General features: G+C 66.6%; 21 protein-coding genes and 1 pseudogene. 4 read left to right on the forward strand and 18 right to left on the reverse strand.

What is annotated here, in order from left to right:
* Positions 1-31: 31 nt before the first annotated feature.
* Both MUB46_RS22880 and MUB46_RS22885 read right to left on the reverse strand, forming a co-directional pair.
* Entirely contained in the window at positions 32-976 is a 945-nt protein-coding gene (locus tag MUB46_RS22880) for a beta/alpha barrel domain-containing protein (RefSeq protein ID WP_261618291.1), read from the reverse strand.
* Positions 973-2,166, reverse strand: coding sequence for a CaiB/BaiF CoA transferase family protein (locus tag MUB46_RS22885; protein ID WP_261618292.1), 1,194 nt, complete (start codon positions 2,164-2,166; stop codon positions 973-975). Before MUB46_RS22885 ends, MUB46_RS22880 begins: the two co-directional genes overlap by 4 nt.
* A gap of 182 nt (positions 2,167-2,348) precedes the next feature.
* Between MUB46_RS22885 and MUB46_RS24420 the strand changes: the two are divergent.
* Both MUB46_RS24420 and MUB46_RS22890 read left to right on the forward strand, forming a co-directional pair.
* Positions 2,349-2,405 (forward strand): annotated as a pseudogene (locus MUB46_RS24420) (hypothetical protein); the annotation flags it as partial.
* A gap of 96 nt (positions 2,406-2,501) precedes the next feature.
* Complete coding sequence (locus MUB46_RS22890) at positions 2,502-3,236, forward strand: LysR substrate-binding domain-containing protein (protein ID WP_425256304.1); 735 nt, start codon at positions 2,502-2,504, stop codon at positions 3,234-3,236.
* A gap of 31 nt (positions 3,237-3,267) precedes the next feature.
* Here MUB46_RS22890 and MUB46_RS22895 read toward each other — a convergent pair whose 3' ends face one another.
* The 5 genes from MUB46_RS22895 to gspD all read right to left on the reverse strand — a co-directional run bounded on the left by MUB46_RS22895 (position 3,268) and on the right by gspD (position 9,160).
* Positions 3,268-4,230: a D-alanyl-D-alanine carboxypeptidase family protein gene (locus tag MUB46_RS22895; protein WP_261618294.1), complete on the reverse strand. Its 963-nt coding sequence runs from the start codon at positions 4,228-4,230 to the stop codon at positions 3,268-3,270.
* Between the two features lie 46 nt (positions 4,231-4,276).
* Positions 4,277-5,509: a S8 family peptidase gene (locus MUB46_RS22900; protein ID WP_315902778.1), complete on the reverse strand. Its 1,233-nt coding sequence runs from the start codon at positions 5,507-5,509 to the stop codon at positions 4,277-4,279.
* 275 nt (positions 5,510-5,784) lie between these two features.
* A complete protein-coding gene (locus MUB46_RS22905; protein ID WP_261618295.1) occupies positions 5,785-6,339 on the reverse strand; it encodes a tetratricopeptide repeat protein in 555 nt (184 codons plus the stop codon).
* Positions 6,340-6,359: 20 nt separating this feature from the next.
* Positions 6,360-6,950, reverse strand: coding sequence for a prepilin peptidase (locus MUB46_RS22910; protein ID WP_261618296.1), 591 nt, complete (start codon positions 6,948-6,950; stop codon positions 6,360-6,362).
* On the reverse strand, positions 6,947-9,160 hold the full coding sequence (gene gspD / locus MUB46_RS22915; RefSeq protein WP_261618297.1) for a type II secretion system secretin GspD: 2,214 nt from the start codon (positions 9,158-9,160) through the stop codon (positions 6,947-6,949). The genes MUB46_RS22910 and gspD overlap by 4 nt, the downstream gene beginning before the upstream one ends.
* Before the next feature lie 384 nt (positions 9,161-9,544).
* Between gspD and MUB46_RS22920 the strand changes: the two genes are divergently transcribed.
* Complete coding sequence (locus MUB46_RS22920; protein WP_261618298.1) at positions 9,545-11,257, forward strand: GspE/PulE family protein; 1,713 nt, start codon at positions 9,545-9,547, stop codon at positions 11,255-11,257.
* 15 nt (positions 11,258-11,272) lie between these two features.
* Here MUB46_RS22920 and MUB46_RS22925 read toward each other — a convergent pair whose 3' ends face one another.
* The 10 genes from MUB46_RS22925 to MUB46_RS22970 form a co-directional block, all read right to left on the reverse strand.
* Positions 11,273-12,187, reverse strand: a complete 915-nt coding sequence (locus MUB46_RS22925; protein WP_261618299.1) for a hypothetical protein — start codon at positions 12,185-12,187, stop codon at positions 11,273-11,275.
* On the reverse strand, positions 12,184-12,750 hold the full coding sequence (gspM, locus tag MUB46_RS22930) for a type II secretion system protein GspM (protein WP_261618300.1): 567 nt from the start codon (positions 12,748-12,750) through the stop codon (positions 12,184-12,186). Before gspM ends, MUB46_RS22925 begins: the two co-directional genes overlap by 4 nt.
* Positions 12,747-13,850 (reverse strand): PilN domain-containing protein, encoded by a 1,104-nt coding sequence (locus tag MUB46_RS22935; protein ID WP_261618301.1) that lies wholly within the window; start codon positions 13,848-13,850, stop codon positions 12,747-12,749. The genes gspM and MUB46_RS22935 overlap by 4 nt, the downstream gene beginning before the upstream one ends.
* 86 nt (positions 13,851-13,936) lie before the next feature.
* A complete protein-coding gene (locus MUB46_RS22940; protein WP_261618302.1) occupies positions 13,937-14,848 on the reverse strand; it encodes a type II secretion system minor pseudopilin in 912 nt (303 codons plus the stop codon).
* Positions 14,845-15,510: a PulJ/GspJ family protein gene (locus MUB46_RS22945; protein ID WP_261618303.1), complete on the reverse strand. Its 666-nt coding sequence runs from the start codon at positions 15,508-15,510 to the stop codon at positions 14,845-14,847. The genes MUB46_RS22940 and MUB46_RS22945 overlap by 4 nt, the downstream gene beginning before the upstream one ends.
* Entirely contained in the window at positions 15,507-15,944 is a 438-nt protein-coding gene (locus tag MUB46_RS22950) for a type II secretion system protein (protein WP_261618304.1), read from the reverse strand. The genes MUB46_RS22945 and MUB46_RS22950 overlap by 4 nt, the downstream gene beginning before the upstream one ends.
* The gene (locus tag MUB46_RS22955) at positions 15,941-16,429 is read right to left on the reverse strand and encodes a prepilin-type N-terminal cleavage/methylation domain-containing protein (protein WP_261618305.1); all 489 of its coding nucleotides are present in this window, start codon (positions 16,427-16,429) and stop codon (positions 15,941-15,943) included. The genes MUB46_RS22950 and MUB46_RS22955 overlap by 4 nt, the downstream gene beginning before the upstream one ends.
* Positions 16,404-16,847, reverse strand: a complete 444-nt coding sequence (gene gspG / locus MUB46_RS22960) for a type II secretion system major pseudopilin GspG (RefSeq protein ID WP_261618350.1) — start codon at positions 16,845-16,847, stop codon at positions 16,404-16,406. Before gspG ends, MUB46_RS22955 begins: the two co-directional genes overlap by 26 nt.
* Before the next feature lie 21 nt (positions 16,848-16,868).
* Positions 16,869-18,092, reverse strand: coding sequence for a type II secretion system F family protein (locus tag MUB46_RS22965; protein WP_261618306.1), 1,224 nt, complete (start codon positions 18,090-18,092; stop codon positions 16,869-16,871).
* 73 nt (positions 18,093-18,165) lie between these two features.
* The gene (locus tag MUB46_RS22970) at positions 18,166-19,122 is read right to left on the reverse strand and encodes a hypothetical protein (RefSeq protein ID WP_261618307.1); all 957 of its coding nucleotides are present in this window, start codon (positions 19,120-19,122) and stop codon (positions 18,166-18,168) included.
* 157 nt (positions 19,123-19,279) lie between these two features.
* On the opposite strand from MUB46_RS22970, the gene MUB46_RS22975 reads away from it, so the two are divergent.
* The gene (locus tag MUB46_RS22975; protein WP_261618308.1) at positions 19,280-20,884 is read left to right on the forward strand and encodes a L,D-transpeptidase scaffold domain-containing protein; all 1,605 of its coding nucleotides are present in this window, start codon (positions 19,280-19,282) and stop codon (positions 20,882-20,884) included.
* Between the two features lie 16 nt (positions 20,885-20,900).
* On the opposite strand, the gene dctP is transcribed toward MUB46_RS22975, so the two are convergent.
* Positions 20,901-21,941 carry a TRAP transporter substrate-binding protein DctP gene (gene dctP / locus MUB46_RS22980; protein ID WP_261618309.1) on the reverse strand — a complete coding sequence of 347 codons (1,041 nt, stop codon included), beginning with the start codon at positions 21,939-21,941 and terminating at the stop codon, positions 20,901-20,903.
* Positions 21,942-21,952 lie beyond the last annotated feature (11 nt).

Here is a 21,952-nt window from a genome sequence, read left to right on the forward strand (position 1 = left end):
CATTGCCGTACGTCCAAGAACAGTCCTGCGGTCACGGCCGCCATGCGAGATTTGGCGGCGGCCCGGCGCGCACGAGCGATCCGTAGAGGTGTTCGCCCGGCATCTCGGATTGCAGGATCTCGCGCACCGCCGTCAGCCGTTCGATGTCGATGCCGGTACGCATGCCTTTCGTCTCGCAGAGGTAGACCAGATCCTCGAAAACGACATTGCCGGTCGCGCCGGGGGCGAACGGGCAGCCGCCGAGCCCGCCGAGCGACCCGTCGAGCACGCGCGCGCCGGCATCGAGCGCGGCGGACGCATTCGCGATCCCCATCCCGCGGGTGTCGTGCAGATGCACGATGAATGCCCGTCCACCGCACAGTTTCGCCATCGCCGCGGAAAGATCGCCGACCTGCTTAGGACCGGCGTAGCCGACCGTGTCGGCGATGCCGACGATATCCGCGCCGGCTTCGAGGCAGGCCTCGGCAAGGCGCAGGACCTCGGCCGGGTCGACCGCGCCGGCGATCGAGCAGCCGAAGGCCATCGCAATGCCGGCGTTGACGATCGGCCTGTTCGCGGACTCATCGCGCAGACGCACGACCGTGCGGATCAGCTCGACCGCGTCGGCACGCGAGCGCCGGGCGTTGGCCTGACTGTGCTCCTCGGTTGCAGACACGACGCAAACGATCTCGTCGAGTGGGGTCTCCAGCGCGTCCGAGGCGCCGCGCTCGTTCAACGCAAGCGCGGCCGAACTCGCACCTTCAAGCCCGTCGATCTGCTCGATCAGCGCGCCCACGTCGGCGAACTGCGGGAACCGGGCTGCCGGCAGGAACGAGCCGACCTCGAAGCGGCGCACGCCCGCGTCGTATTCCCGGGTGATCCAGTCGCGCTTGGCCGCCGTCGAAGGCCAGGTCTTCACCAGTTGCAGGCCGTCGCGCAGCCCCACCTCGCGCAAGGTCACCGTGTCGTTCGGATACAGCGCGGCGACCCTGCTCATGCGCCTGCCCTCTCCTTTTCGCCCGCGCCACGCGCCGCGGCGATCTCCACCTCGTCGAGACCGAGAGCGCCGAGGACGGCGGCGGTATCCTGCCCGATACGCGGCACGTCGCCGCCATTGTCGAACATCTCGCCGTCCACCTCGAAGGGCAGCGACGGCGCGCGGAAGTGCCGGCCGTCCGGAAGCTTCGAGGCGACGAGGCCACCGGGCCGCATCACGTGCGGATCCTCGTACATGTCGCAGGGCCTGGCGATCGGCGAGTACGGAATGCCCAGTGGCTCGAACGCCTTCGCGAGCTCTTCGGAAGTCCGCTCTGCGAGTGCGGCGGCAATGCGCGGCAGCGTCCAGTCCCGCGCGTTGATCCGGTCCATGCGGGTTTGTAGCCGCTCGTCGGACCTGAGGTCGTCGAGGCCGAGCAGGTCGCACAGCGCGTGCCAATGCCCCTCGGTCACGGCGCCGACAAACATCTGCCGGCCGTCCGCCGTCTCGAAGATATCGTAGACGGGCCAGGAGAACTCACGTTCCGGCATGGGCGGCGGATTGCGGCCTTCCAGTTCGTACTGGATCATGTGTTGCGCGACGAGGACGAGGCAGTTCTCGAACAGGCCGATACGCACGTGACGGCCTTCACCGGTCTTGTCGCGCTCCATCAGTGCGCCGAGCACGGCGACAGTGCCGAACAGGCCGGCCATGATGTCGTTGGCCGACGACCCGACACGCAGCGGGCGGCCTGACGGGCCGGTCATGTAGGCCAGGCCCGTCATCATCTGCACCACCTCGTCCATCGCCGTGCGGTTCTGGTAGGGCCCGTGCAGGAAGCCCTTGTGCGAGGCGACGATCAGCCTCGGGTATCGCCGGTGCAGCGCGTCGAGGTCCGCGCCCCTGGCGCTAAGCGAGGCATCGCGGAAGTTCTCGACAAACACGTCGGCCGTATCGAGCAGCCTGTGCAGGGCATCCCGCCCTCTTTCCGATGTCAGGTCGAGCTGCACCGACTTCTTGCCGCGGTTCGCGAGCGGAAAGAAGGCAGCGCCCATCCCGCCGAGATCACGGGTCTTGTCGCCGCCGGGTGGCTCGACCTTGATCACCTCGGCCCCGAGGAACGCCAGGAACAACCCGCAGGACGGGCCCATGATCATGTGACTCATCTCCACGACGCGGACGCCGTCGAGCGGCCGGAACGGCCGGTCCATGAATTGCCTCCCTGCGATTGTCGTTGTCTGGCAGGTTATCGTTGCCGGCTAAATCGCAAAATCATAATGTTTCAAAAGCAGCTTTCGAAATTTTAGAAACCTTTCGACGCTCCATGGACAGCCGGCAACTCCGCTATTTCGCCGCCATTTTCGAACAGGGAACGCTAACCCGCGCCGCCGAGCGCGAACGCGTCGCCGTCTCGGCACTGAGCCATCACCTCGCCAATCTGGAGCACGAACTCTCGGTGCCTCTGTTCGTGCGCAAGCCGCGCGGCATGCAGCCGACCGCGGCGGGCGAACGCCTCTATGCGCACGCCAAACTGATCCTGAAGACGATGGCGTCGGCCGAGCAGGACGTGATCGACGCCGGCGGCGAAATCGCCGGCGAGGTGTCGGTCGGCATGGCGTTTTCTGCGGTCAAGGCGATCGGGGTCGACCTCGCCCGCACCGTTCTGGAACGCTACCCGAAGGTGAAGCTGTCGCTGACCGAAAGCCTGTCGGGCTCGACCCTGATGCACCTGATGATGTCCGAGGTCGAGCTGGCGCTGCTCTACAACCCGCCCACCGACCCACGGCTCAAGACGCAGGCGGTTCTCGATGAACGCATGGTCTGCGTGGGAAAACGCGAGATCATCGGCGACACGGATGACCCGATGCGCTTCAGCGACTTATTGGATCTTCCGATCATCTTCCTGCGGCAGGGCGTATCGGCGCGCGCGATCATGAACGACGTGGCGCTTCTGAAGAAGATCGAGGCCAGGGCCATCCTGCAGATGAACTCGGTGCAGGCGATCGGCGGCTCGCTGCTCGCCGGTCTCGGCTGCACCATCGGCACAAGGCTGTTCATGAAGGAACGGATCGAGAGCGGCGACCTGCATGTCCGCCCGATCGTCGAGCCGGAACTGTCGCGGACGCTCCATATCTGCGAACTGACGGAGCGCCCCCCGACCTATGCCCTCGAAGCGGTTCGCGCCGTCATCACGGCCCTGATCGGCGAGGCTGTTCGCTCCGGCCTCTGGGAGGCAACGTTGCTCATCGATCTCCCGCCCGCCGGACACGCCAAGGCGTGAGGGCCCCGGCTGTCCGCGGATCGCGGCAGATTCAGGGTTTCGGCCGCGGCAGGGGCGCCATCGTTCCAAAACCGACGAGCGCGGCGGGCGGCTGCGACTTGCCGCAGACAAAAGGACGCATGTCGACCGGACCGTCTTGCGACAGCGGCAACGTATCGATTGTGACGCTCACCGCCCCAGAGCTGGCGGCGAAGCCGGCTTTTAGCATCTGCTCGGCCACGGCCTCGCGTTCGGCTGCCGAAAAGGCGCCCAGCACGATCGCGCCAAGTCGCCTGCCCTCGCGCGTCGCCGTGCCGACCAGATTGTAGCCGGACTCGCAGACATAGCCCGACTTCATGCCATCCGCGCCGGGAAACCGGCCGAGAAGGTCGTTGTGGTTTCGCCGCTGCTGCCCGGCAATGGTGACGGACCGGACCTCGAAGAAGCGCTGGTACTGCGGGAATTCCCGGTTCAGCGCCCGGGTCAGCACCGCCATGTCGCGCGCCGTGGTCATATGACCCGCGGCATGGAAGCCGTGCGAATTGACATAGTTGGTATCGGTCATGCCCAGACGCCGGGCCGACGCGTTCATGTCGGCAACGAAGGCATCGACAGATCCGCTGACCGTCCGGCCGAGCGCCTCCGTCGCGAATTTCAGCGAGGCGGCCAGCACCAGCGGCAGCGTTTCCTCCACGGTCAACATCGTGCCGGGCGGAAGCGTCAGGCCCAATGCCGGATCGCCCTCGCCAATGGCGACCGGCGTATCGAGCCCGATCCGGCCCGCCTCGATCGCCGCGAAGGTCACGTAGGCGGCCATTAATTTCGTCAGCGACGCCGGATACCATTTCGTCGTCGCCATATGCGCATGCAGGATCTCGCCGGTATCGGCGTCGAAGACGAGCGCGGGCCCGGCCGATGCGGGGTGTCCGCCCGCCCCCAGCGCGAGGCCCACGGCGACCGCCGCCGCGGCGCAAAGCCGCCGCGAGGTTGAAACCGCGTTGACAAACCGTCTCATGACTGGCCCCGCATTCGCCGTATCGCGCCGATCCCTGTGCCGATCCCTACAAGGTGCAGCGACGGTTCTTCAACGCCAGGAACGCAGTGTAGACATCGATGCGCGGAACGGTGACGCCGTTGCGCGTCACCCGTGTGCTCGAACACCGCAAGGCACGCCGTAATTTCCGGACCGAAGCCTTCGGGAAACGATGCCGCAACAAGGCCAACGCACCGGCGACATGCGGGGCGGCCATCGATGTGCCGCTCAGGACGGCGAACCGGTTACCCAGGATCGTCGACGTGATGTCGCTGCCCGGCGCGGCGAGATCGACCAGCTTGGAAAAATTCGAGAACGACGACACGTCCTCCGTCTTCGTCGTACTGGCCACCGTAATGGCCGCCGGAATGCAGCCTGGCGCGCTTACCCGCCCGTCGGCGCCGGCGTTACCGGCGGCGATCACCACCGCGATGCGCTTGGATCGCAACGTTTCGATGATCGGGGCCAGCGGGTGCTTGCCACAGGCCTTGCGGCGCAACCCGCCCCCCAGGCTCATATTCACCGCGGCGATCTTGCGGCCGCTGGCCAATGCGTTCACATGCTCCAGTGCCGCAAGCTGATCGCTGGTATAGCTCAGGACGCAAGGGCCGGCCCCGGCGCAGGCGGAACCGGAGAACCGGCTGAACACCTGTATCGGGATCAGCGAGGCCTTGGGCGCCACGCCTGCGTATATCGCTTCCGCGCCCTTCGGATTGCCTACTGCGATCCCGGCGACATGGGTGCCGTGCCCGCATCCGTCCATGGACCGCCGGCAGGTGTTTCCCGCCCCCTTGGCCGTGGAGGATTGCGCGCCACCGGGGCAAAGCGACTTCGAATCGGCACTACTGGTCGAGAAGCAGGCTTCCGACGCGATTTTCCGTCTGAACGCCTCGTGCCTGCGTTGCACGCCGGTATCGAGCACGACGACCGACCAGCCCTTGCCACCGTTGATCCGCCCGATTCCGGCTGCGACGTCGGCCCGGATCACCGGCACGCTGGCGTCGAGCGCCGGCGGCACCGCGACATCTTCGTAGATCGCCGCAACGTCCCGATTGTCGATGAGGGCCTGAAGGCGTCCGGCAGTCACCGTCATCGCCATCAGCGGAACCGACTGGAAGCGCTTCACGTTTTGCGCGCCGGCCACCCGCGCCAGCACCCGCTGTTGCTGGCCGTCGATCGCGGTCCGCTGGTTGGCGGCCCCGAACAGCGTCAGCTTGCCCTCCGGGACGAAATCGGTGCGCAGTTCGACGATGACCCGCATATCGGCGCGGCTCCGGGCCCTGCTCAGAAGCAGCCCGGAATCTGCCTCGACGAGTCCGTTATGGCCGTCGCCGAGATAGATACGCGGCTCGGCTGAGGCGCCCGGTACCGTTGCGAATGCAGCGAAAACGGCCGCGATTGCCGCGAAGACCGGAACACTCCCGGCCCTTCCGCGATGTGACGTCCTCCGCGCGGTTTCGACAACAGAACGCGCCAACTTCGGCTCTCCGCTAACGGGTCTATAGCGGGAGTCTTATCCAATAGAGGCCGAAAATTCTATTGCACGTCCTCGGGAACGGCCGGCGCCGGCCGCCATTGGGCCGCGCGCTCCTGGACGGTGTGCAACTCGTTCGGGCTCAGCTGCGTCTGCACGTAGCCCCGCCGCGTGATGGCGAGTTCGCGCTCGCGCCCCGGCGGCAGGCCGGCAACGGCCAGGTTCAGCCAGAAATAAGCGTCCATGTAGTCCTGATGGACGCCCTGGCCCTGGAAATAGAGGTACCCGAGCAAACCCTGGGCATAGGCATAGCCCTGCTCCGACGCGCGGCGGTACCACACGACCGCCTCGCCGTAGTCCTGCGGCACGCCCTGCCCGTGGTAATAGGCAAGCCCGAGCGCGGTCTGCGCCTTCGGATCGCCCCGTTCCGCCAGCGGACGCCACTGCTGCACGGCGCGGAAATAGTCGCCGCGTTCATAGGCAGCAACGCCACTCTCGACCGATGCGGCAGTCGCCGGCGCGCTCACGGCCACGACGCAGCAGACCGCCAGAAACGCCTTCCGCAGGCCCCTGCCCGTCCCCCGTTTCGGCGTCACGCGCACCCAATGCCCGATCATCTGTCCGGCTCCGAAACCCGTCACCCTTCGCCCGCGCCCTGCAATACGAGCCAGGTCGCCCACACCGCCGGCGCCAGGAAGGCGCCGAAGGCTAGGCGCTGATCCGCATTCCATCCCCGGCCGCGCGCAACCCGAGTCGCGACGAAGGCAAGCGCACCGGCGGCCGCCACGAGGACGGCGAAGGCAAAGCCTTCCCAGCCGAGCCAGGCCCCGCCGGCCGCCGCCAGTTTGACATCGCCGAAGCCGAGCCCGTCGAAACCGCGCAGCCGGTAGAACGTCTCCCGCACCGCCAGAAACGCACCGCCGCACACCGCGACGGCGATCAGAACCCCGCCGCCTGCGGCCACCAGCCCGTCACCCGACCGCAACCGCACCGCGGCGCTCCAGACGATCCCGGTAACCAGCGCCCCGTAAACCCACGGATCAGGCACCCGCAGCCGTAGCGAATCCTCCAGCGCGATCGCCGCCATGGCCGCGCCCAATACCGCCGAGGCTAGAACCCGGTCGGGCTGCGCAGTCCCGTCGGCCAGTGCCAGCGCCGCGACCGCTGCGAGAGCGGCGCCGCCGGCCGCCGCGATCACTTGGCGCCGCGATGACGGCGACAGCGTCACTGCTGCCCCGTCGCGTTGCGTTGCATGTTCCACATCCGCGCCCTGAGTTCCTCGGCGACATGCTGGGCGTCCTGCCCCTGCCGGATCACGGTCGGCCGGATCAGCACGATCAGCTCATTGCGCCGTGCGGAATTGTCCGTCGTGCCGAAGAGGTCGCCGACGCCCTTCAGACGATGCAGAACCGGAATACCGGTCCGGTTGTTGTCCGATCCTTCGGCGATGAGCCCGCCGAGCATCACCGTCTGGCCGCTCGCAACCGAAACCGAGCTGGAAATGCGGCGTTTGGTGAAGGTCGGCGTCAGGGTCGAAGCGCCGGACGCGATATCGGAGATCTCCTGCTGGATCTGCATCGAAATGATGCCGTTCTCGGCGATCCGTGGCGTCACCTTGAGGATGATGCCGGTGTCGCGATACTCGATCTCGTTGACGGTCGGCGAATCCGGATTGATCACCGATTGCGCCTGGCGCGTGGAAACAGCCACTTCCTCGCCGACCTGCAACGCCGCGGTCTCGTTCTCCATGACCACCAGCGACGGCGACGACAGCACCGACACGTCGGTGATCTTGTCGAAGGCCGAGATGATGACGTCCGGGCTTTCCTCCGAGCCGATCACGAAGTTGAAGCCCGGCAGCTCGCGATTGATCGAATTGACGACGGTGTTGAACAGGCCGATGGACCCGACATCGTCCTTGAGCCCGACGTCGCCGCTCTTGATGAAATACTGTACGCCGAACTTCAGCTGATCGTTCAGCCGGATCTCGGCGATCACCACGTTGACGGCGACCTGCAGCGGCGGCACGTCGATCTGGCGCAGGGCTGCGAGGACCTTCAGATAGGTGTCGCCGTCGGCGTAGATGACGATCGAATTGTTGGCCGTGTCGGCACTGAAGCGCGGTCCCCCGCCGCCTGCGCCGGAGGTCTGGCCAGCGAACAGATCCGTTCCCCCGCCGCCCGACGCCGGAGACTGGGCGAAATCGAAGGTCGTCCCGCTCCCCGATGCCGCGTCTTCCGCATCCATCTCGCCGTCCCCGGCATCGATGCCCGGCTCGGCCCCGTCCGCACTCGACGCGAAGACGCCCGCCCCCGGCGTGATCTGATCCGCCGGAGACGGCTCTCCCGCCCCGCCGCCGACCGTCGAGCCGCCGAAGATGCCGCTGAGGATCTGCACCAGCAGCTTGGCGTCGCGATATTTCACACGATAGACGTTGACCGCCGTCTCGGCCGCCGGGTTCGTCCGGTCCAACCGCGAGATCCAGTTTCCCGCCCGGCGTATCAGGTCGTCGCGCTTGGAGACAACCAGCACCGCCTTCATGCGGGCCATAGGCACGAACTGTATGAGATCGGCGCCGGCCCGGCCTTCCTGCGTTTCGAAAAGGCGTTCGAGTTCCGGGACCATCGTCTCAGGCCGCACGTCCCGGGTCGGGAAAATGCCGACCGACTGGTCCGCCATCCAGTCCGTATCGAAGGTCATCACGGTTTCGACCGCGGTCCGCCGTTCCGGCGACGACCCGGAAATCAGCAGGAGGTTGCGCGTGGCGTCGACCCGGATCGACTCGGGCTTGGTGGCGAAGCCGTCGATCAGCCCCATCATCGTATTCGCCGACACGAATCTCAGCGGCAGCACGGTGAGCCCGTATCCGGCCGGCTGGCCAGCGCGGCTCATGCGGGCGCGGAGATTGCCGGTGTCGGTATCGACGACGACCCGGTAGACGGCGCCGTCCGTGACCAGCGCGGCCTGGTTCATCCTCAGGATCGCCTCGAGCGTGGGAAGCAGTTCGTCGCGCGCCACCGGCCGCGCCGAAACGAGCGTGACGCGACCGTTCACATTCGGATCGATGACGTAGTTCAGGCCCAGCGAGTCGCCCAGGATTGCCCGCACGACATCGCCGATCTGCGCGTTTTCGAAATTCAGTCTGTAGCTGCCACCGCCGTCACCGGCCGTGGCCGGCACGAACGGCCCGCCCGTCCCCCCGGAACCGTCCGCCGGGTAGATCATTGGTTCGGCGCCACCATCGACCCGGTGGATTCCCTGAGCGCCGGCCTCGCCGGGATCCGGCTGCCGCGCCGTCAGGTCGGCGTTGAGAACGGAACCGAACAGGCGGTTGCCCGACCCGCGCACGGACAGGAGGTCTTCCGTTGTCTGGCAGGAGACGACAGACAATCCGACCAGAAACAGCAGTGTGAGACGAAATACTAACCTCAGGTGCATAGACGCCTCGGTTACCTCCTCACCTGAGGACAGCTACCCGCCGGTCGGACCGGCTGTACGAACTAACGTGGCTGCCTCGATCACGCGGCTCGATCATTCCGAACGAATCGCGACGCCGATACGCAGACAGATATACCCTCTAATGCGGAGGTCCTATTCGAAGAGACCCTTCCGCATCGCAGACAAGATACTAGCGAAAACCCCGTTGGATTCAGTCTACCCGCCTGCGGATCGCATGCCCGCCACGAGACATTGTTGGCCCCCGTCTTTTGACTGTTGAGTCCCTGCTTCTTATCGTCGTGGCTCGGTTGCAACAGTCCCCTACGCCATCTATTTGTAGGGCATAGCGGAAACGCCGCACCGACCGGTCCCTGTCCGAATTCGATGATAGCGAACGAAGTTCTCGATGTCGACGGAACCTTCGCCGCGTTCCTGAAGAACGCGCAGGAGTTTTCCGAGCGTGTCGATTGGGCCGCACTTTCCAAGCTGGAAGCGCCGGAACGCGGCAGTTATGCACAGCTTTGGGAAGCCGGAATCCTGACCGGAACCGATCTGGCGGACGCGATAGCCGCGTTCCACGGCCTGCCGCGCGGGCGTACCGAATCGGTCACCGGCCGGCCGCACGGTATGAAGGGGCTTTCGCGCCGTTTCCTGCGCGACGCTTGGGTCTATCCCTTCGAGACAGACGGCCGTACCTCCCTCGCCGTCGCCGACCCCACCAACGAGGACGCGATTCGCGCGGTGAGCCTCGCGCTCGGCACGACGCCGGCGGTCTATATCGTCGCCTTCGAAGATATCGCCATGCTGTTCGAGCGCGACGTCGAGCCGGCAAGCGAAGCTGGTCAGGCGACCGACGCCGCGGCGCAGGCAGGCGAGATCGACGGCGAATCCGCCAGCGACGAGAATCTCGAGCGCCTGCGCGACCTTGCCCGCGGCGCCCCGGTGGTCCAGGCCGTCGATGCGATGCTGGAAGCGGCGATCGACCTGAACGCCACCGACATCCACATCGAGCCCTCGCGCGACGCCGTCCGGGTGCGCCTGCGCGTCGACGGATTCCTGCGCCCCTACCAGAACCTGCCGAGCCGCATGGCCCGGGCCATCGTTTCGCGCATCAAGATCCTCGCCGGCCTCAACATCGCCGAGCGGCGCCTGCCGCAGGATGGCCGCGCCCGTGTGAAAATCGTCAACACCGAGGCGGACCTGCGTATCGCCACGATGCCGACCCTGCACGGCGAAGCCGCCGTCATCCGCATTCTGGTGAAGGAATCGCGGGCGCTCGATCTGGCCCGGCTCGGCATGTCCCAGCACGACCTGATGGCGCTTCGCACCCAGCTCGCCGAACCCTACGGCATGATCGTCGTGACCGGCCCGACGGGCAGCGGCAAGACCACCACGCTGGCGGCCGCGCTGACCTACCTGAACGATCCGCAGCGCAAGATCATGACGGTCGAGGACCCGATCGAGTATCAGGTTCCCGGCATCCACCAGACCCAGATCAAGCCGTCGATCGACCTCACCTTCGCCACCGCGCTGCGGTCCTTCCTGCGCCACGACCCCGACATCATCATGGTCGGCGAGATGCGCGACTCCGAGACCGCCTCGATCGGCATTCAGGCCGCCCTCACCGGCCATCTGGTGCTGACGACGCTGCATACGAACAACGCCGCCGACGCGGTCGCCCGCCTGCTGGACCTGAAGGTGGAAAGCTTCCTGCTCGCCTCGGCACTGCGCTGTGTCGTCGGCCAGCGCCTCGTCCGCCGTCTGTGCGAGCGCTGCCGCGAGCCGGCCCCGCCCGGGGATGCGACGACGGAATCCCTTATCGAGCGCGGCGTGCTGACGCTGGCGCCCGGCGAGACCCTCTACGTCGGCGGCGGCTGCGACTGGTGCGGGGGCACCGGGTATCGTGGCCGGATAGCCATCTTCGAGGTGATGAAGTTCGACGCCCAGCTGCGCAAGCACATCCACGACGACGTCGATACCGCGGAATTGCAGCGGCTTGCCCATGAAGCAGGCATGACCTCGATGCTGGAGGACGGCCTCGCCAAATGCCGCGCGGGACTGACCTCGGTCGCGGAGGTTGTCCGCGTCACCACGTGACCGCACGCGGCGCGGCTAGTTTTTTCGTTTCTTCTTTCGCGCGTTCCGGCCGCGGCCGTCCTCGTTCGGGGAGTCCGCGCCCGCCGCTTGCGGCTTGAACATCCGGTAGACGCTGCGCTGCCCCTTGAGCTTGAGCTCGACCGTTTCCGGATCGAGCTTCACCACCGCCCAGCCGTCGATCTCGTCGCCGAGCGCGAGCCGCTTGACCGATCTGTCCTGCGCCATCATCAGCGCGATCTTCGCCTCCTCGGTCAGCACCACGCCGACGAGACGCAGCGACGGCGGTTTGGGCGGCTCAGGCGGCGCCGGCGGCTTGGCCGGCTTCTCCACCTTCTTCGGCGGAGGTGGCGGCTTCGGCTTCTGGCGCGACGGCGTGAACAACGGCGCCTGACGGGTCTGCTGAAGATCCTTGAGGCCGATTCCGCCGATCAGCTCGGCCCGGCTGTCTAGAGAGTCGATATCGTCCTTGACGGCCCCGGACCCGGCACCGGAGACAGACACGTCCTGCACTTTTCCAGGCGCCGCGTTCTTCTGGACCTTCTGGGCGACGTTCTTCTGGGCGACCTTCTTCTGGGCCTCCTTTTTCTGGGCTGTCTGGTTCCGCGCTGTCTGGTTTTGGGGCTTTTTTCCCTGGTCCTTTCTCGCAGGCGCTTTCGCCTTCGCGCGGGGCTCCGCCGCGGCGTCTTGCGACTGGAGCGGCTTTTGCGGGGTGTCCGCCGCCGCATCCTTGGGCGCCGCATCCCTGGGCCCCGCTTTAGGCTCGCCGAGAACCGGCCGCGTTGCGGCGACGCCCGTCCGCGCCGCCTCGTCCCGCGCCCGCGTTGCCGCGGCGTCCTGCGCCGCAGCCGGCATGACGAACAGCGCCCCGGCGATCGCCGCCAGCATGAGGCGCCCGCTCCAGTCCGGCCGATGACGGTGCACGAGCGTCATGGCTCCTCCGGCGTCCAGAAGCCGGAAACCACCAGGGCCACCTGGAGGATCGGGTTCTTCTCGTCGGCGTCCCGGCGCCCGGCCTGAACGAAGGACCGCACCGACATCGATTTCACCATCATCATCGGCAGATGGGTCTCGATGTCGTAAAGCGCCTTCTGCAAGGCGTCGATGTCGGCCTCGAACGACGCCCGGAGATCGATCCGATTGGCCGTTTCCTCGTCCGGCTGCACCGGCAGGATCTGGCTTTCGACCACGCGCCCGCCCGCTTTCTCGACGATCTCGTCGACGGTCCTCTGGACGGCGGCCGCTGCGATCGCCTGCGTGTCGCCCGGGAAATACACCGCGATCTGCGCGGTGCCGTCGCCACCCGCGCCCGCGGTCAGGCTGCGCGTGCGCATCGCCAGCGCGTCGAGCTGCGCTTCCTGCTGGGTGAGCTGCTCGCCGATCGTCGACACCGCCAGCGACGCCCAGCCGATCCAGATCAGCCCCGCCAGAAGCAGGACCGCGAACAGCGCGACCGCACCGAACCGCTTCCTGTCGAATGTCGCAGCCGCGCTCATTCGCCATCCGCCCCCGGCGATGCACCCTGCCCAGCGGGGGGCTGCCCATCGGGGGCCTGTCCATCCGGAGCCTGCCCCGTGGGCGGCTCATCGATCTTCGCCACGATCTGGAAACTGTCGCCATTGCCCCTTTCGTTGCGGGTTGTCGGCGCGCCGAATTGGGCATCGGCGAGGATATCGGCGTTCTCGAGGAGCTGGATCAGCGCCGGTGCCTCCGACGACGTCCCGTTGATGCGCAACGTGCTGCCTTCGACATCGAGTTCCGTCAGGAAGGTGTCCCTCGGGAGCGTCTTCGACAGCTCCTCGAGCAACACGACCATCGGCAGCGCGGCAGCTTTCCGGGCGGCAAGCGCACGATATTCGTCGGACGACGTGGTGCGGGCGACCGCCTCCGCGATCACCGCGCGCCGCGCTTCGACTGCGGTCTCGACCTCTTCGCTCTCGGCCGACAGCCGGTAGACCTCCCAGGTCTGGAAGCCGCCGAGGATGAGAATGACCGCGGCCGTCGCCGCCAGACCGACGGCGACCGAACGGCGCAGAGACGACTGGCGCCCGGTCTTGGTCTCGTCCTGCAGGTCGACCGGGCTCACGTGGTCCGGCGCATCGGTCGCGGTGCCCACCGCGCGCGGCTTGATTCCGGCCTCGGCGAGGGTCTTGAGCGCACGCGTCACCGTCTCCCGCGCGGTCGCGACGAGACGGATCGAGACCTGCCCCTCGGCCACCGGCTCCGAAGTGCCGACGACGTAGTCGAAGGCCACATGATCCGCGGCCCAGGGTGTCAGCCGCTCGATCTGGTGGCGCAGGATCGCGTCGAGATACTGCTGTCCGGCCGCCGGAAGGGCGAGCGTCTTGTCGAGAACCACGTTCGGATCGAGCCGCACCTCGACGTTCTGGACTTTCAGCTTCTTCCGGATATCGCTATCGAGCGTTCCCCCGCCACCGAGCACGCCGACATCGGTCATGCCCTTGCGGCCGCCCCGCATGCAGACGAACCGGTCCCCCTGCTGCACGAGGACGAAATCCGCAGGCGCGCTGGCGCGGCCGACGAACGGCTCGAGAATGCGCGCCAGTTCGTCGATCCACCACCCGAAGAATTTCACAACGGCGTCCATCACGGATCAGCTTGATACCAGTCGATTACGTAAACACCAACAAATCGCCCGCCGGATCGTTCGCGGTCCCGCATTCACGACGGAACCTCCGGCGGATCGAGCACCCGCCAGTACAGAACATGGTAGGGAATACGCCGAAACCCCGGCATCAATACAGCTTCCACCGATTTGGTGTAACCGTTGTTGAGCCGGGCCTCGACCAGCACCCTGAAAACATCGCTACCATCGGCGGTCAGATAGCGCTGATATGGCCGGATCAACTGATTGCGTTCCCGCTGCGTCGAATCCGGACTGTTGAAGGCGGATCTGATGCCCAATGCCTCGGATTCCGACATGTTCGGAACCGACAGCAGGACCGGCATCTCGGCACTGCCCGGATCGATATCGCCGAGCGGATTGAAGACGGTCAGATACGGCAACAGCCTCTGGTAATCCTCCTGCGTCATTCCCGGCAGCAGCAGCAGTTCCTCCAGAGACAGGAACGGCCCGTCGCGCGGCCGGTGGTCGAGACCGAGCGCGGCATACTCCTCTCGCTCGGCGCCGCCCGGACGCACCCGGCTGTTTCTGTCCCGCCAGTCGAGAACCAGCGCGGCGAACTCGCTTGGTTTCAACGCACCGGTGCCCGCCGCCGCATAGATGCCAGACAGCATTTCCGGCCTGGCGGCGTTGATGTCGATCCGGCCGGCCTCGGCCTTGATGGTCAGGCGGATGGCGCCCGTTTCCAGCGGCACGGCGAATCCATCGATCGACTGCACCGGCCGGTTGGCGCTGTAGAGCGCCAGGCCGGCGGTCGAGATACCCGCCTCGAGCAGGCCATCGGCCTGCATGTCGTCGATATTGACGAGCGCCTGCCCGACGCTCGGACGCGCCACGTTCAGCGTCGCCGCGACCAGCGCCGCCATCAGGCCCGCGAAGGTCAGCACCACCACCGTGACATAGCCGCCATCGCGGCGGCGCGGCCGGGAGAGGCGACGGAACCGGATCATATCCCGCACACCCCGCCGCGCTCGTCGACACAGCCCGGCTCGGCATCGACACGGATCGGGATCACCAGCGGCGGGATCACTCGCTGCTCGCTCGTGTAGTCGACCACGTCGAGCCGGATGGCGACGGGCAGGTCCTGTTCATCCAGCCATTCGTCGAGCCATTCGAGGCCGTCGCGCCGCCGTGCCGCGTACTGGAAGCGGTACTTCCACGGTCCGCTGAGCAGCACCACCGGGTCATCCAGGCGCAGGCGATTGAAATTCCGCATGTCCGGCCGGAACGGCGCCATGCCGCGCACCAGCGCGTTGCCATTCGCCTCCGGCCGCACCTTGATGACCACGACGAACTCGCCCGGCTCCGATCCGTCGGAGGCATCCGGCAAAACGAAGCCGATGGTGTCCGACGTTGCCAGGAAGGCATACGGCCCTGCCGCGTCGCGATCGGCGAAGCGCTCGCGGCGCATCATCGAAAGTTCGCGGCGCACCACGGACAGTCCGCTCGCCAGCCGGTCGAGGGTATCGGAGCCGGATGTCGCCTTCTCCCAGTTCCGGAACAGGATCCCCGAGGCCAGCGGAACCGCGGCGAGCACCAGCCCCGAGATCGCCAGCGCCGCCAGCGCCTCGATCATCACGTAGCCGGCCCGGCCGCCAAGGCGCCGTCTCATCGCTCGCGCCCCAGCCGGATGGTTTCCAGCGTCACCTTCGGCCCGTTCGGAACCAGCACCTGCACGATGACGTCGAACGGCTGCCATTGCCGCGACGGGAAAGCCTCGCGCAGGGCTTCGTTCGGGCGCACCACCGTCGCCCACTCGTAGCCGTCGAGCGTGCCGCCGTTGGTTCCAACCGTCAGATCGGTACCGGAGAACTCGTTGGTCAGCACCGCTTCTGCGACGAGCCGCGCACCGACCACGTTCGCAGACGTCTGCACGCTCTTGCGGGCGATGATCACGCCCGATGGCAGCACCGACAGGATGAAGGCCATGATGCCGACCGCCACCAGCGCCTCGAGCAGCAGGAAGCCGCCGGTGGACCGCACCCTGCGGCGGCGCGCGAACCGGCGAGCCAGATCGGTCCCGGCGCTGATGGCCCGGGCGATCATCGCCGGGCCACCGCGGTCACGGGCTCGACGTCGACATGCGCTGTCAGCCAGTTGACGCTGACCCGGTAGCCGTACCGGCCCCGATGCAGCGTCACCACGCCGCCCGAGGCGCGCCCGTCGGGATAGAACCGGATGCCGCCGCCGCCGGGAAATGCCTCGGTCTGCGCCTGCACCAGCTCGATGCCGACGCTGTCGGGCACCTTGACCGCGCGGTCGCGCGATCCCGACGACGCCACCTTGTTGGTCATGTCGATGCGGGAAACGACCTCGCGCCGGCCGAGCATCGCCGCGTTGCGGTCGTCGCGGAAGATCGACGCGATCTCGTAGGCCTTGGCCTCGAGCGCCCCTGGGCCCGGCTCGCGAGCGACACGCGGCAGCACGAGCGCGACCACGAGCGCGACCACAGCCAGCGCCACCACCATTTCGATCAGCGCGAAGCCACCGGCCGCGCGCGGGGGGTTATTTGCTCTTGATGTCCTGATCATCCCCGGAGCCTCCCTTTCGGCCGTCAGCGCCGAGAGAGATAATCTCATAGGGACCGGTATCGCCTGGCGAACGGTACTCGTAGGAATTGCCCCACGGGTCGGCGGGAACCGCATTCTGACTCAGATACGGCCCGTTCCACCGCTCGACGTTGGGCACGCGCTTCACCAGCGCGTCGAGCCCCTCCGACGTGGTCGGATAGCGTCCGGTATCGAGGTAGAACAGGTCGAGCGCCGAGGACAGCGATTCGATCTGCAGCTTCGCCGACTTCGACCGCGCGTCCGACAGGTAGGACAGCACGCGCGGGCCGACGAGACCCATGATGAGGCTCAGGATTACGAGTACGACGAGCAACTCGACGAGCGTGAACCCGCCGCGTTTGTCTCGTTTGTTTCTTGCCCCCGTCTTCCGCCGTTCGATTTGCGATAGTCCCAGCACGTTTTAGACCAACAGCTCGTTTACACTGATAAGGGCGGTGATGACGGTTACGATGAGCCACGCGATCATGAGGCTCACCAAAATCAATATAGAAGGTCCGAGAATGGATGTCAGGCGCGCTAGCGCTCTGTCAAGCCGGTCCTCGTAGAAACCGCCGATCCTGACCGCCATCGTGTCCAGTTCGCCGGCTTCCTCGCCCACGCGCAAGATGGGTATCACATAGGCCGGCAGCAAGTTCAGCTTGGCGAGCGCGTCGCTGACCCTGTGGCCCTGCCGCACCTCGGCGATCAGTTGATCCACCTTCTCGGCCGCCCGCGGATCGCGAAACAGGTCGCGCACCAACCGCAGCGACGTGGTGATGTCAACGCCGCTGGCAAGCAGCGTTCCAAGCGTCGAGCAGAAGAACACCGTCTGCTGGAACTGCACGATCCGTCTGGTCCCCGGCAGCCGCGCCAGCGTGCGGATCAGAAGTCCGACGAACGCCCGGCTGCGCGACAAGAGCAGCCCGCCGACCAGAAGCACCGCGACGATGCCGAGGATCATGTCGATATTCGCCTGCACGAACCGCGACAGGGCGAAGATCATCTTCGCCTGCGGATCCATCTTGTCCATGAACCCCGACAAGGCCCGTTCGAACTCCGGGATCACCTGCAGCATCACGAACAGGAAAACGCCGCAGGCGGCGACCACGAGGAACAGCGGATAGGTCAGCGACGACGTCACGCGCCGCCTTAGCGCCTCCGACCGGGTCCGCTCCTGCGCAATCTTGTCGAGCGTCGCCTCCAGCGTGCCCGCCGATTCGGCGACCTCGACCATCTTCACGTAGGTCGGCGGAAACACGTCCGTATGCACGCCGAGCGCCTCGGCGAAGCTCTTGCCCTGGGCGATATCGCGCTGAAGCGCCGCCATCAGGTTGCGCAGAGGCGGCTTGCCGCCCATCTGCGAGAGAAGCTGCAGTGCCTCGTGCAGGCTGACGCCGCCCTTGAGCAGCATCGCCAGGTCCCGTGTGATCTCGGTGATTTCCTCGCGGCTGGGCTTGGAGGAGATCAGCCGCGACAAGAGGCCGCCCGTCCCGCCGCCCGCGCCGTCCTTCAGCTCGGTCGCCTCGATCGGCATATGGCCGAGCTTTTCCAGCTCGCCGAACACCTGCCGGCGCGACTCGGCGTCGATCTCGCCCGTCAGCAAGTCGCCCGAGGTGTTGAGCGCCTGGTATCTGAATCTTGTCATCAGATCAGTCGTGTGGCCGCGTTTGCGCAGACACTGCCCCCGTTCGCCCGTCGTGTCGAGCGTCCGGCGCGGATTACCGTCCCCTCTCGAAGCCGCCGAACACCATGTCGGGCGCGCTGGTGTTGTGCCGCGAGACGATGTGGCGGCCGACCCAGAGCTCGCGCACATCCTGCGCGGAGACAAATTCCGACAGCGGCTCGATCTGCCAGGCTTGCGCCCCGCCCACGTGCCAGCCGACCTCCGAGGCATCGGCGTTGCCGGGCGTCACGTACATCGAGCGCACGCCGCCGAAGACGCCGCTGACAGGGCTGTCGCCGAAGTCGACGTCGAGAAAGACGCCCTCCTCCGCCGCCTCGCCGACGGTCACGGACGCCGACCCGCCGCGATCGAAGCTCAGATCGAAGCGCCGGGCCTCCGGGTCGAAGCGCACCGCGCTGATCTCCACGATCGGTCGAACCTTCGTCTCCACGGGACCGAGCAGAACCGAGCTGCCATAGGCGGTGCCCTTGAGATGGGCCGGCGACAGCGGCCGCAGCCGCCAGTAGCCGTCCGGGGGATAGAGCACCAGGAACTCCTCCGGCCCGCGCGGTCCCTGCACCCAGAGCTGGACCATGTGCAGGTTGTGCACCACCGTGTCGCCGACATGGACCGGGACGTCCTTGTCGCGCCAGTAGCGCTCGTAGACGTAGCCGATCAGCCAGATCGAGCGGTCCTCGTAGAGGGTCACCCGCCGCGTATCGAATTCGAAGAACTGCTCGGCCGAGCGGTCGCAGTTGGAAAAGTCGGCGGCCGAATCGTCCGAGACGATCGTGCCGACATAGGCGGGATGGCGCGCCCCGATCCGGAACCGGCGGATGTCGTCGCCGGCCAGCGTCACATAGACGTTGTCTTCCTCGGCGCAGAGCGTCGGAACCGTCTCGTTGGCGACCGCGACACCGACCGATTCGGCACGCGCACCCAGTACGAATCCTGCTGAAAGCCCCACCGCACAGGCAAGAACACGAAGGAACCGACCGTCGATACGCTGCACTTTTCCGTTCCTCCGATGGCGGCTTTGCCGGGGCAAAACGGACCGCCTTTACGCCATTCCACGCACACGGGCTAACCTTTGGTTGCGGTGAAAACGTGACAACGCGCCCGAGCCGAATAGATTGTGCGGCTGACAGATCCACTTTCCGGAGATCGGGATGAACCTACGCCGCACCGTGTTTTTCGTCGTCGCGCTGCTTTTCGCCGCCGCCCCCGCGCATGCCGCGGGACCCGTGGTCGAAAACGTCCGCGCGCTTCTCGGCGACGAGAGCCGCAAGGCATTGCCGATCGAGAACAACCGTCTTGCCCTGATCCGTTACTATGCCGACGAGGACGTCGAGCCGCTGTTCGTCGGCACCGACCGGATGCGTGGTCTGATCACCCGGATGCTCGACGCCGAATATGACGGTCTCGATCCGAACCGCTATCCCGTCGAGTTCCTCGAGGACCTGGAAGTCGAGACGGAAGGCGCCTCGCCCGAACGCCTGGCCGAGATAGAGGCCTGGTTCGCGGCGCATTTCCTGATGTTCGCCGCCGACATCAAGGTCGGGCGCGTTCTGCCGCGCATGGTCTACCCGGATCTCTACATGCCGCGCAAAGAGATCGACGGCGACAACGTGCTGCGGGCGCTGAGGCGGTTCCCCGATACCGACAGCTTCTTCGACGCCTGGGATCCGCTGAACATCGAGTACGACCGCCTGCGCGGCAAACTGGCGGAGTATATCGACATCCGCCATCAGGGCGGCTGGGGCACGATCGATCCCGGGCCGGATGTGGCGTCCGGGCAGACTGATCCGCGCATCCCCGCCCTCAGGGCCCGTCTCGACATCGAATACGGCTTCGAAGAGCCCTTCGGCGAGGCCGACGCGCTCGATCCCGAGCTTGAGAGCCGTTTGCGCCTCTTCCAGCTCCATCACGACGTGCCGGTGACCGGGGATCTCGACAAGCCCACGCTGCTGGCAATCAACATCCCCGTGGAGCGGCGCATCGAACAGATCATGCTGTCGATGGAACGCCTGCGCTGGATGCCCGAGGAACTCGCCGACCGCGTGCTGATCGCCAACAAGGGCGACGGCATCCTGCGCCTGCTCACCCCCGGCGGCATCGAGCGCGAATGGCGCATCCTGCCGAACTGCCCGCGCGACAACCTGGCCATCGTCGCCGACACCCTGAGCTCGATGACCCTCAATCCGCGCTGGGAAGTTCCGTTCGACTACGTCCAGACCGTGCTCTACCCGGACCTCCTGCAAAACCCGGCAATCGTCGAGGAGCAGGGCTTCGAGCTCCTCTATCAGGACGTCGCCATGCCGCTGGACGCCATGCCCTGGCGCCAGATTCCGAAGTCGACCCTGACGAAGCAGAAGAACAAGTTCCGCTTCCGCCTGAAACCCGGTTTCCACAATCCCTACGGCCGCTACGTCTATCGGCTGGGCGAAACCGACCAGGCGTTCCTGTTCGATGCCCCGCCGGACGCGTTGTCGGAGCTGTGCGACCCGCGGCTGCCCAAGGGCGCCATCGCCGTGGTCGACGGCCTCGATCTCATGAATGAGCTGGCCAAGCACCGCCTCGGGCCCGATGACTACCTAGAACGCACGCTCGCCCGCCGCGAGACCCTGACCGTGCCGGATGTCGAGCGCATCCCCGTCATGGTCGTGTTCCAATCCGCCTGGATGGACGCCGACGGCAACGTGCGCTTCTCCAAGGACCCCTATCTGGAGGATCTTCGTCTCAGCAAGGCGCTCGACGGCAAGATCAAGTCCTGAGCAAAAGCATAAGCGACTAGCCGCCGCTACCGGCCGCCGCCGGCACGGTCGGCTCGACCAGGCCGAGCCGTTCCAGGAACGCGCGCTGGCTCGCCGCGATATCGCCGGCGGCCTCGGACTTCGTGCCCCAGTCTGCCAGGACCGCCAGCGCGCGCCGGCGCATCTCGGCCTGCGACGTCTTCGACAGTTCCAGAAGTGTGATGCTCTGATCGCGCGCCTTGGCCCTGGCGGCGGCGAACGCGAAGTCGAAGGCGGCCTTCTGCGACCGGGAGAAGGCGGCGACCTTGGATTCGAACAGCGCCTGCGCCTTGGGCGACAGCCGGTCCCACGCCGCCTTCGACACGGATATCTCCGTTACGGGCATCGAATGGCGGGCCCGGACGGCATAGCGGGCGGTCTTGTGGGCACCGGCCTCGATATTGGCGGCAAGCGACGCCCAGTCGGCGGCGTCGAGGTCGCCGCGGTCGAACGCCCGCAGCGTATCGTGGCCGCTGAGGGCCACGACCTTGGCACCGATCGTCCTGAGGAAATCGGCAACCGGCCCGTTCGACGCCCGGATGCGCAGGCCGGACAGGTCGATCATGATCGTCGCCGGCCTGTCCGACACCAGCCATTCTTCCGGCCAGTAGACGACACCAACCAGTTGCACGCCATGCTGGCCGTAGAGCTTGCGGGCGTATTCGATCCCCCGGCTCTCGCCGAACCAGCGGTCCCGCGTCTCCGGATCGGGGAAAGCGGCAAGCGAATCGCCGAGGACCGCGAAGGCCGGGTCCTTGCCGGCGAAATAGGCCGGCGACGAATAGTGCCCGTCGATCGCCCCCGATTTCATCGCATCGAGCGTCGCCGCGGGCCCGACCGCGCTGCGAACCGGCAGGACCTGGATATCGATCTCCCCGCCCGACGCTGCGCGCAGATCGTTGGCGAACTTTTCCAGCCCCTTGGTCGCGATGCTGCCGGCGACATCCAGCGACTGGATGCGCAACTTTTCCGCCGATGCGGCGCCAAGGGGGGCGCAAAGCACCGCGAGAATGAGGACAAAACGGACAATCGGGCGCATGCCGGCTCCAG

Origin of the sequence: Microbaculum marinisediminis (genome assembly GCF_025397915.1) — a bacterium.
GTDB classification, from domain to species: Bacteria; Pseudomonadota; Alphaproteobacteria; order Rhizobiales; family Tepidamorphaceae; genus Microbaculum; species Microbaculum marinisediminis.

Coding starts and splice junctions, on each gene's coding strand:
- MUB46_RS22920 (WP_261618298.1), top strand. CDS start 9,545: ATGATAGCGAACGAAGTTCTCGATGTCGACGGAACCTTCGCCGCGTTC.
- MUB46_RS22955 (WP_261618305.1), bottom strand. CDS start 16,429: ATGATCAGGACATCAAGAGCAAATAACCCCCCGCGCGCGGCCGGTGGC.
- MUB46_RS22975 (WP_261618308.1), top strand. CDS start 19,280: ATGAACCTACGCCGCACCGTGTTTTTCGTCGTCGCGCTGCTTTTCGCC.
- gspD (WP_261618297.1), bottom strand. CDS start 9,160: ATGCACCTGAGGTTAGTATTTCGTCTCACACTGCTGTTTCTGGTCGGA.
- MUB46_RS22925 (WP_261618299.1), bottom strand. CDS start 12,187: ATGACGCTCGTGCACCGTCATCGGCCGGACTGGAGCGGGCGCCTCATG.
- gspM (WP_261618300.1), bottom strand. CDS start 12,750: ATGAGCGCGGCTGCGACATTCGACAGGAAGCGGTTCGGTGCGGTCGCG.
- MUB46_RS22885 (WP_261618292.1), bottom strand. CDS start 2,166: ATGGACCGGCCGTTCCGGCCGCTCGACGGCGTCCGCGTCGTGGAGATG.
- MUB46_RS22900 (WP_315902778.1), bottom strand. CDS start 5,509: ATGCGGGTCATCGTCGAACTGCGCACCGATTTCGTCCCGGAGGGCAAG.
- MUB46_RS22890 (WP_425256304.1), top strand. CDS start 2,502: ATGGCGTCGGCCGAGCAGGACGTGATCGACGCCGGCGGCGAAATCGCC.
- MUB46_RS22965 (WP_261618306.1), bottom strand. CDS start 18,092: ATGACAAGATTCAGATACCAGGCGCTCAACACCTCGGGCGACTTGCTG.
- dctP (WP_261618309.1), bottom strand. CDS start 21,941: ATGCGCCCGATTGTCCGTTTTGTCCTCATTCTCGCGGTGCTTTGCGCC.
- MUB46_RS22895 (WP_261618294.1), bottom strand. CDS start 4,230: ATGAGACGGTTTGTCAACGCGGTTTCAACCTCGCGGCGGCTTTGCGCC.
- MUB46_RS22950 (WP_261618304.1), bottom strand. CDS start 15,944: ATGATCGCCCGGGCCATCAGCGCCGGGACCGATCTGGCTCGCCGGTTC.
- MUB46_RS22880 (WP_261618291.1), bottom strand. CDS start 976: ATGAGCAGGGTCGCCGCGCTGTATCCGAACGACACGGTGACCTTGCGC.
- MUB46_RS22905 (WP_261618295.1), bottom strand. CDS start 6,339: ATGATCGGGCATTGGGTGCGCGTGACGCCGAAACGGGGGACGGGCAGG.
- MUB46_RS22945 (WP_261618303.1), bottom strand. CDS start 15,510: ATGAGACGGCGCCTTGGCGGCCGGGCCGGCTACGTGATGATCGAGGCG.
- MUB46_RS22940 (WP_261618302.1), bottom strand. CDS start 14,848: ATGATCCGGTTCCGTCGCCTCTCCCGGCCGCGCCGCCGCGATGGCGGC.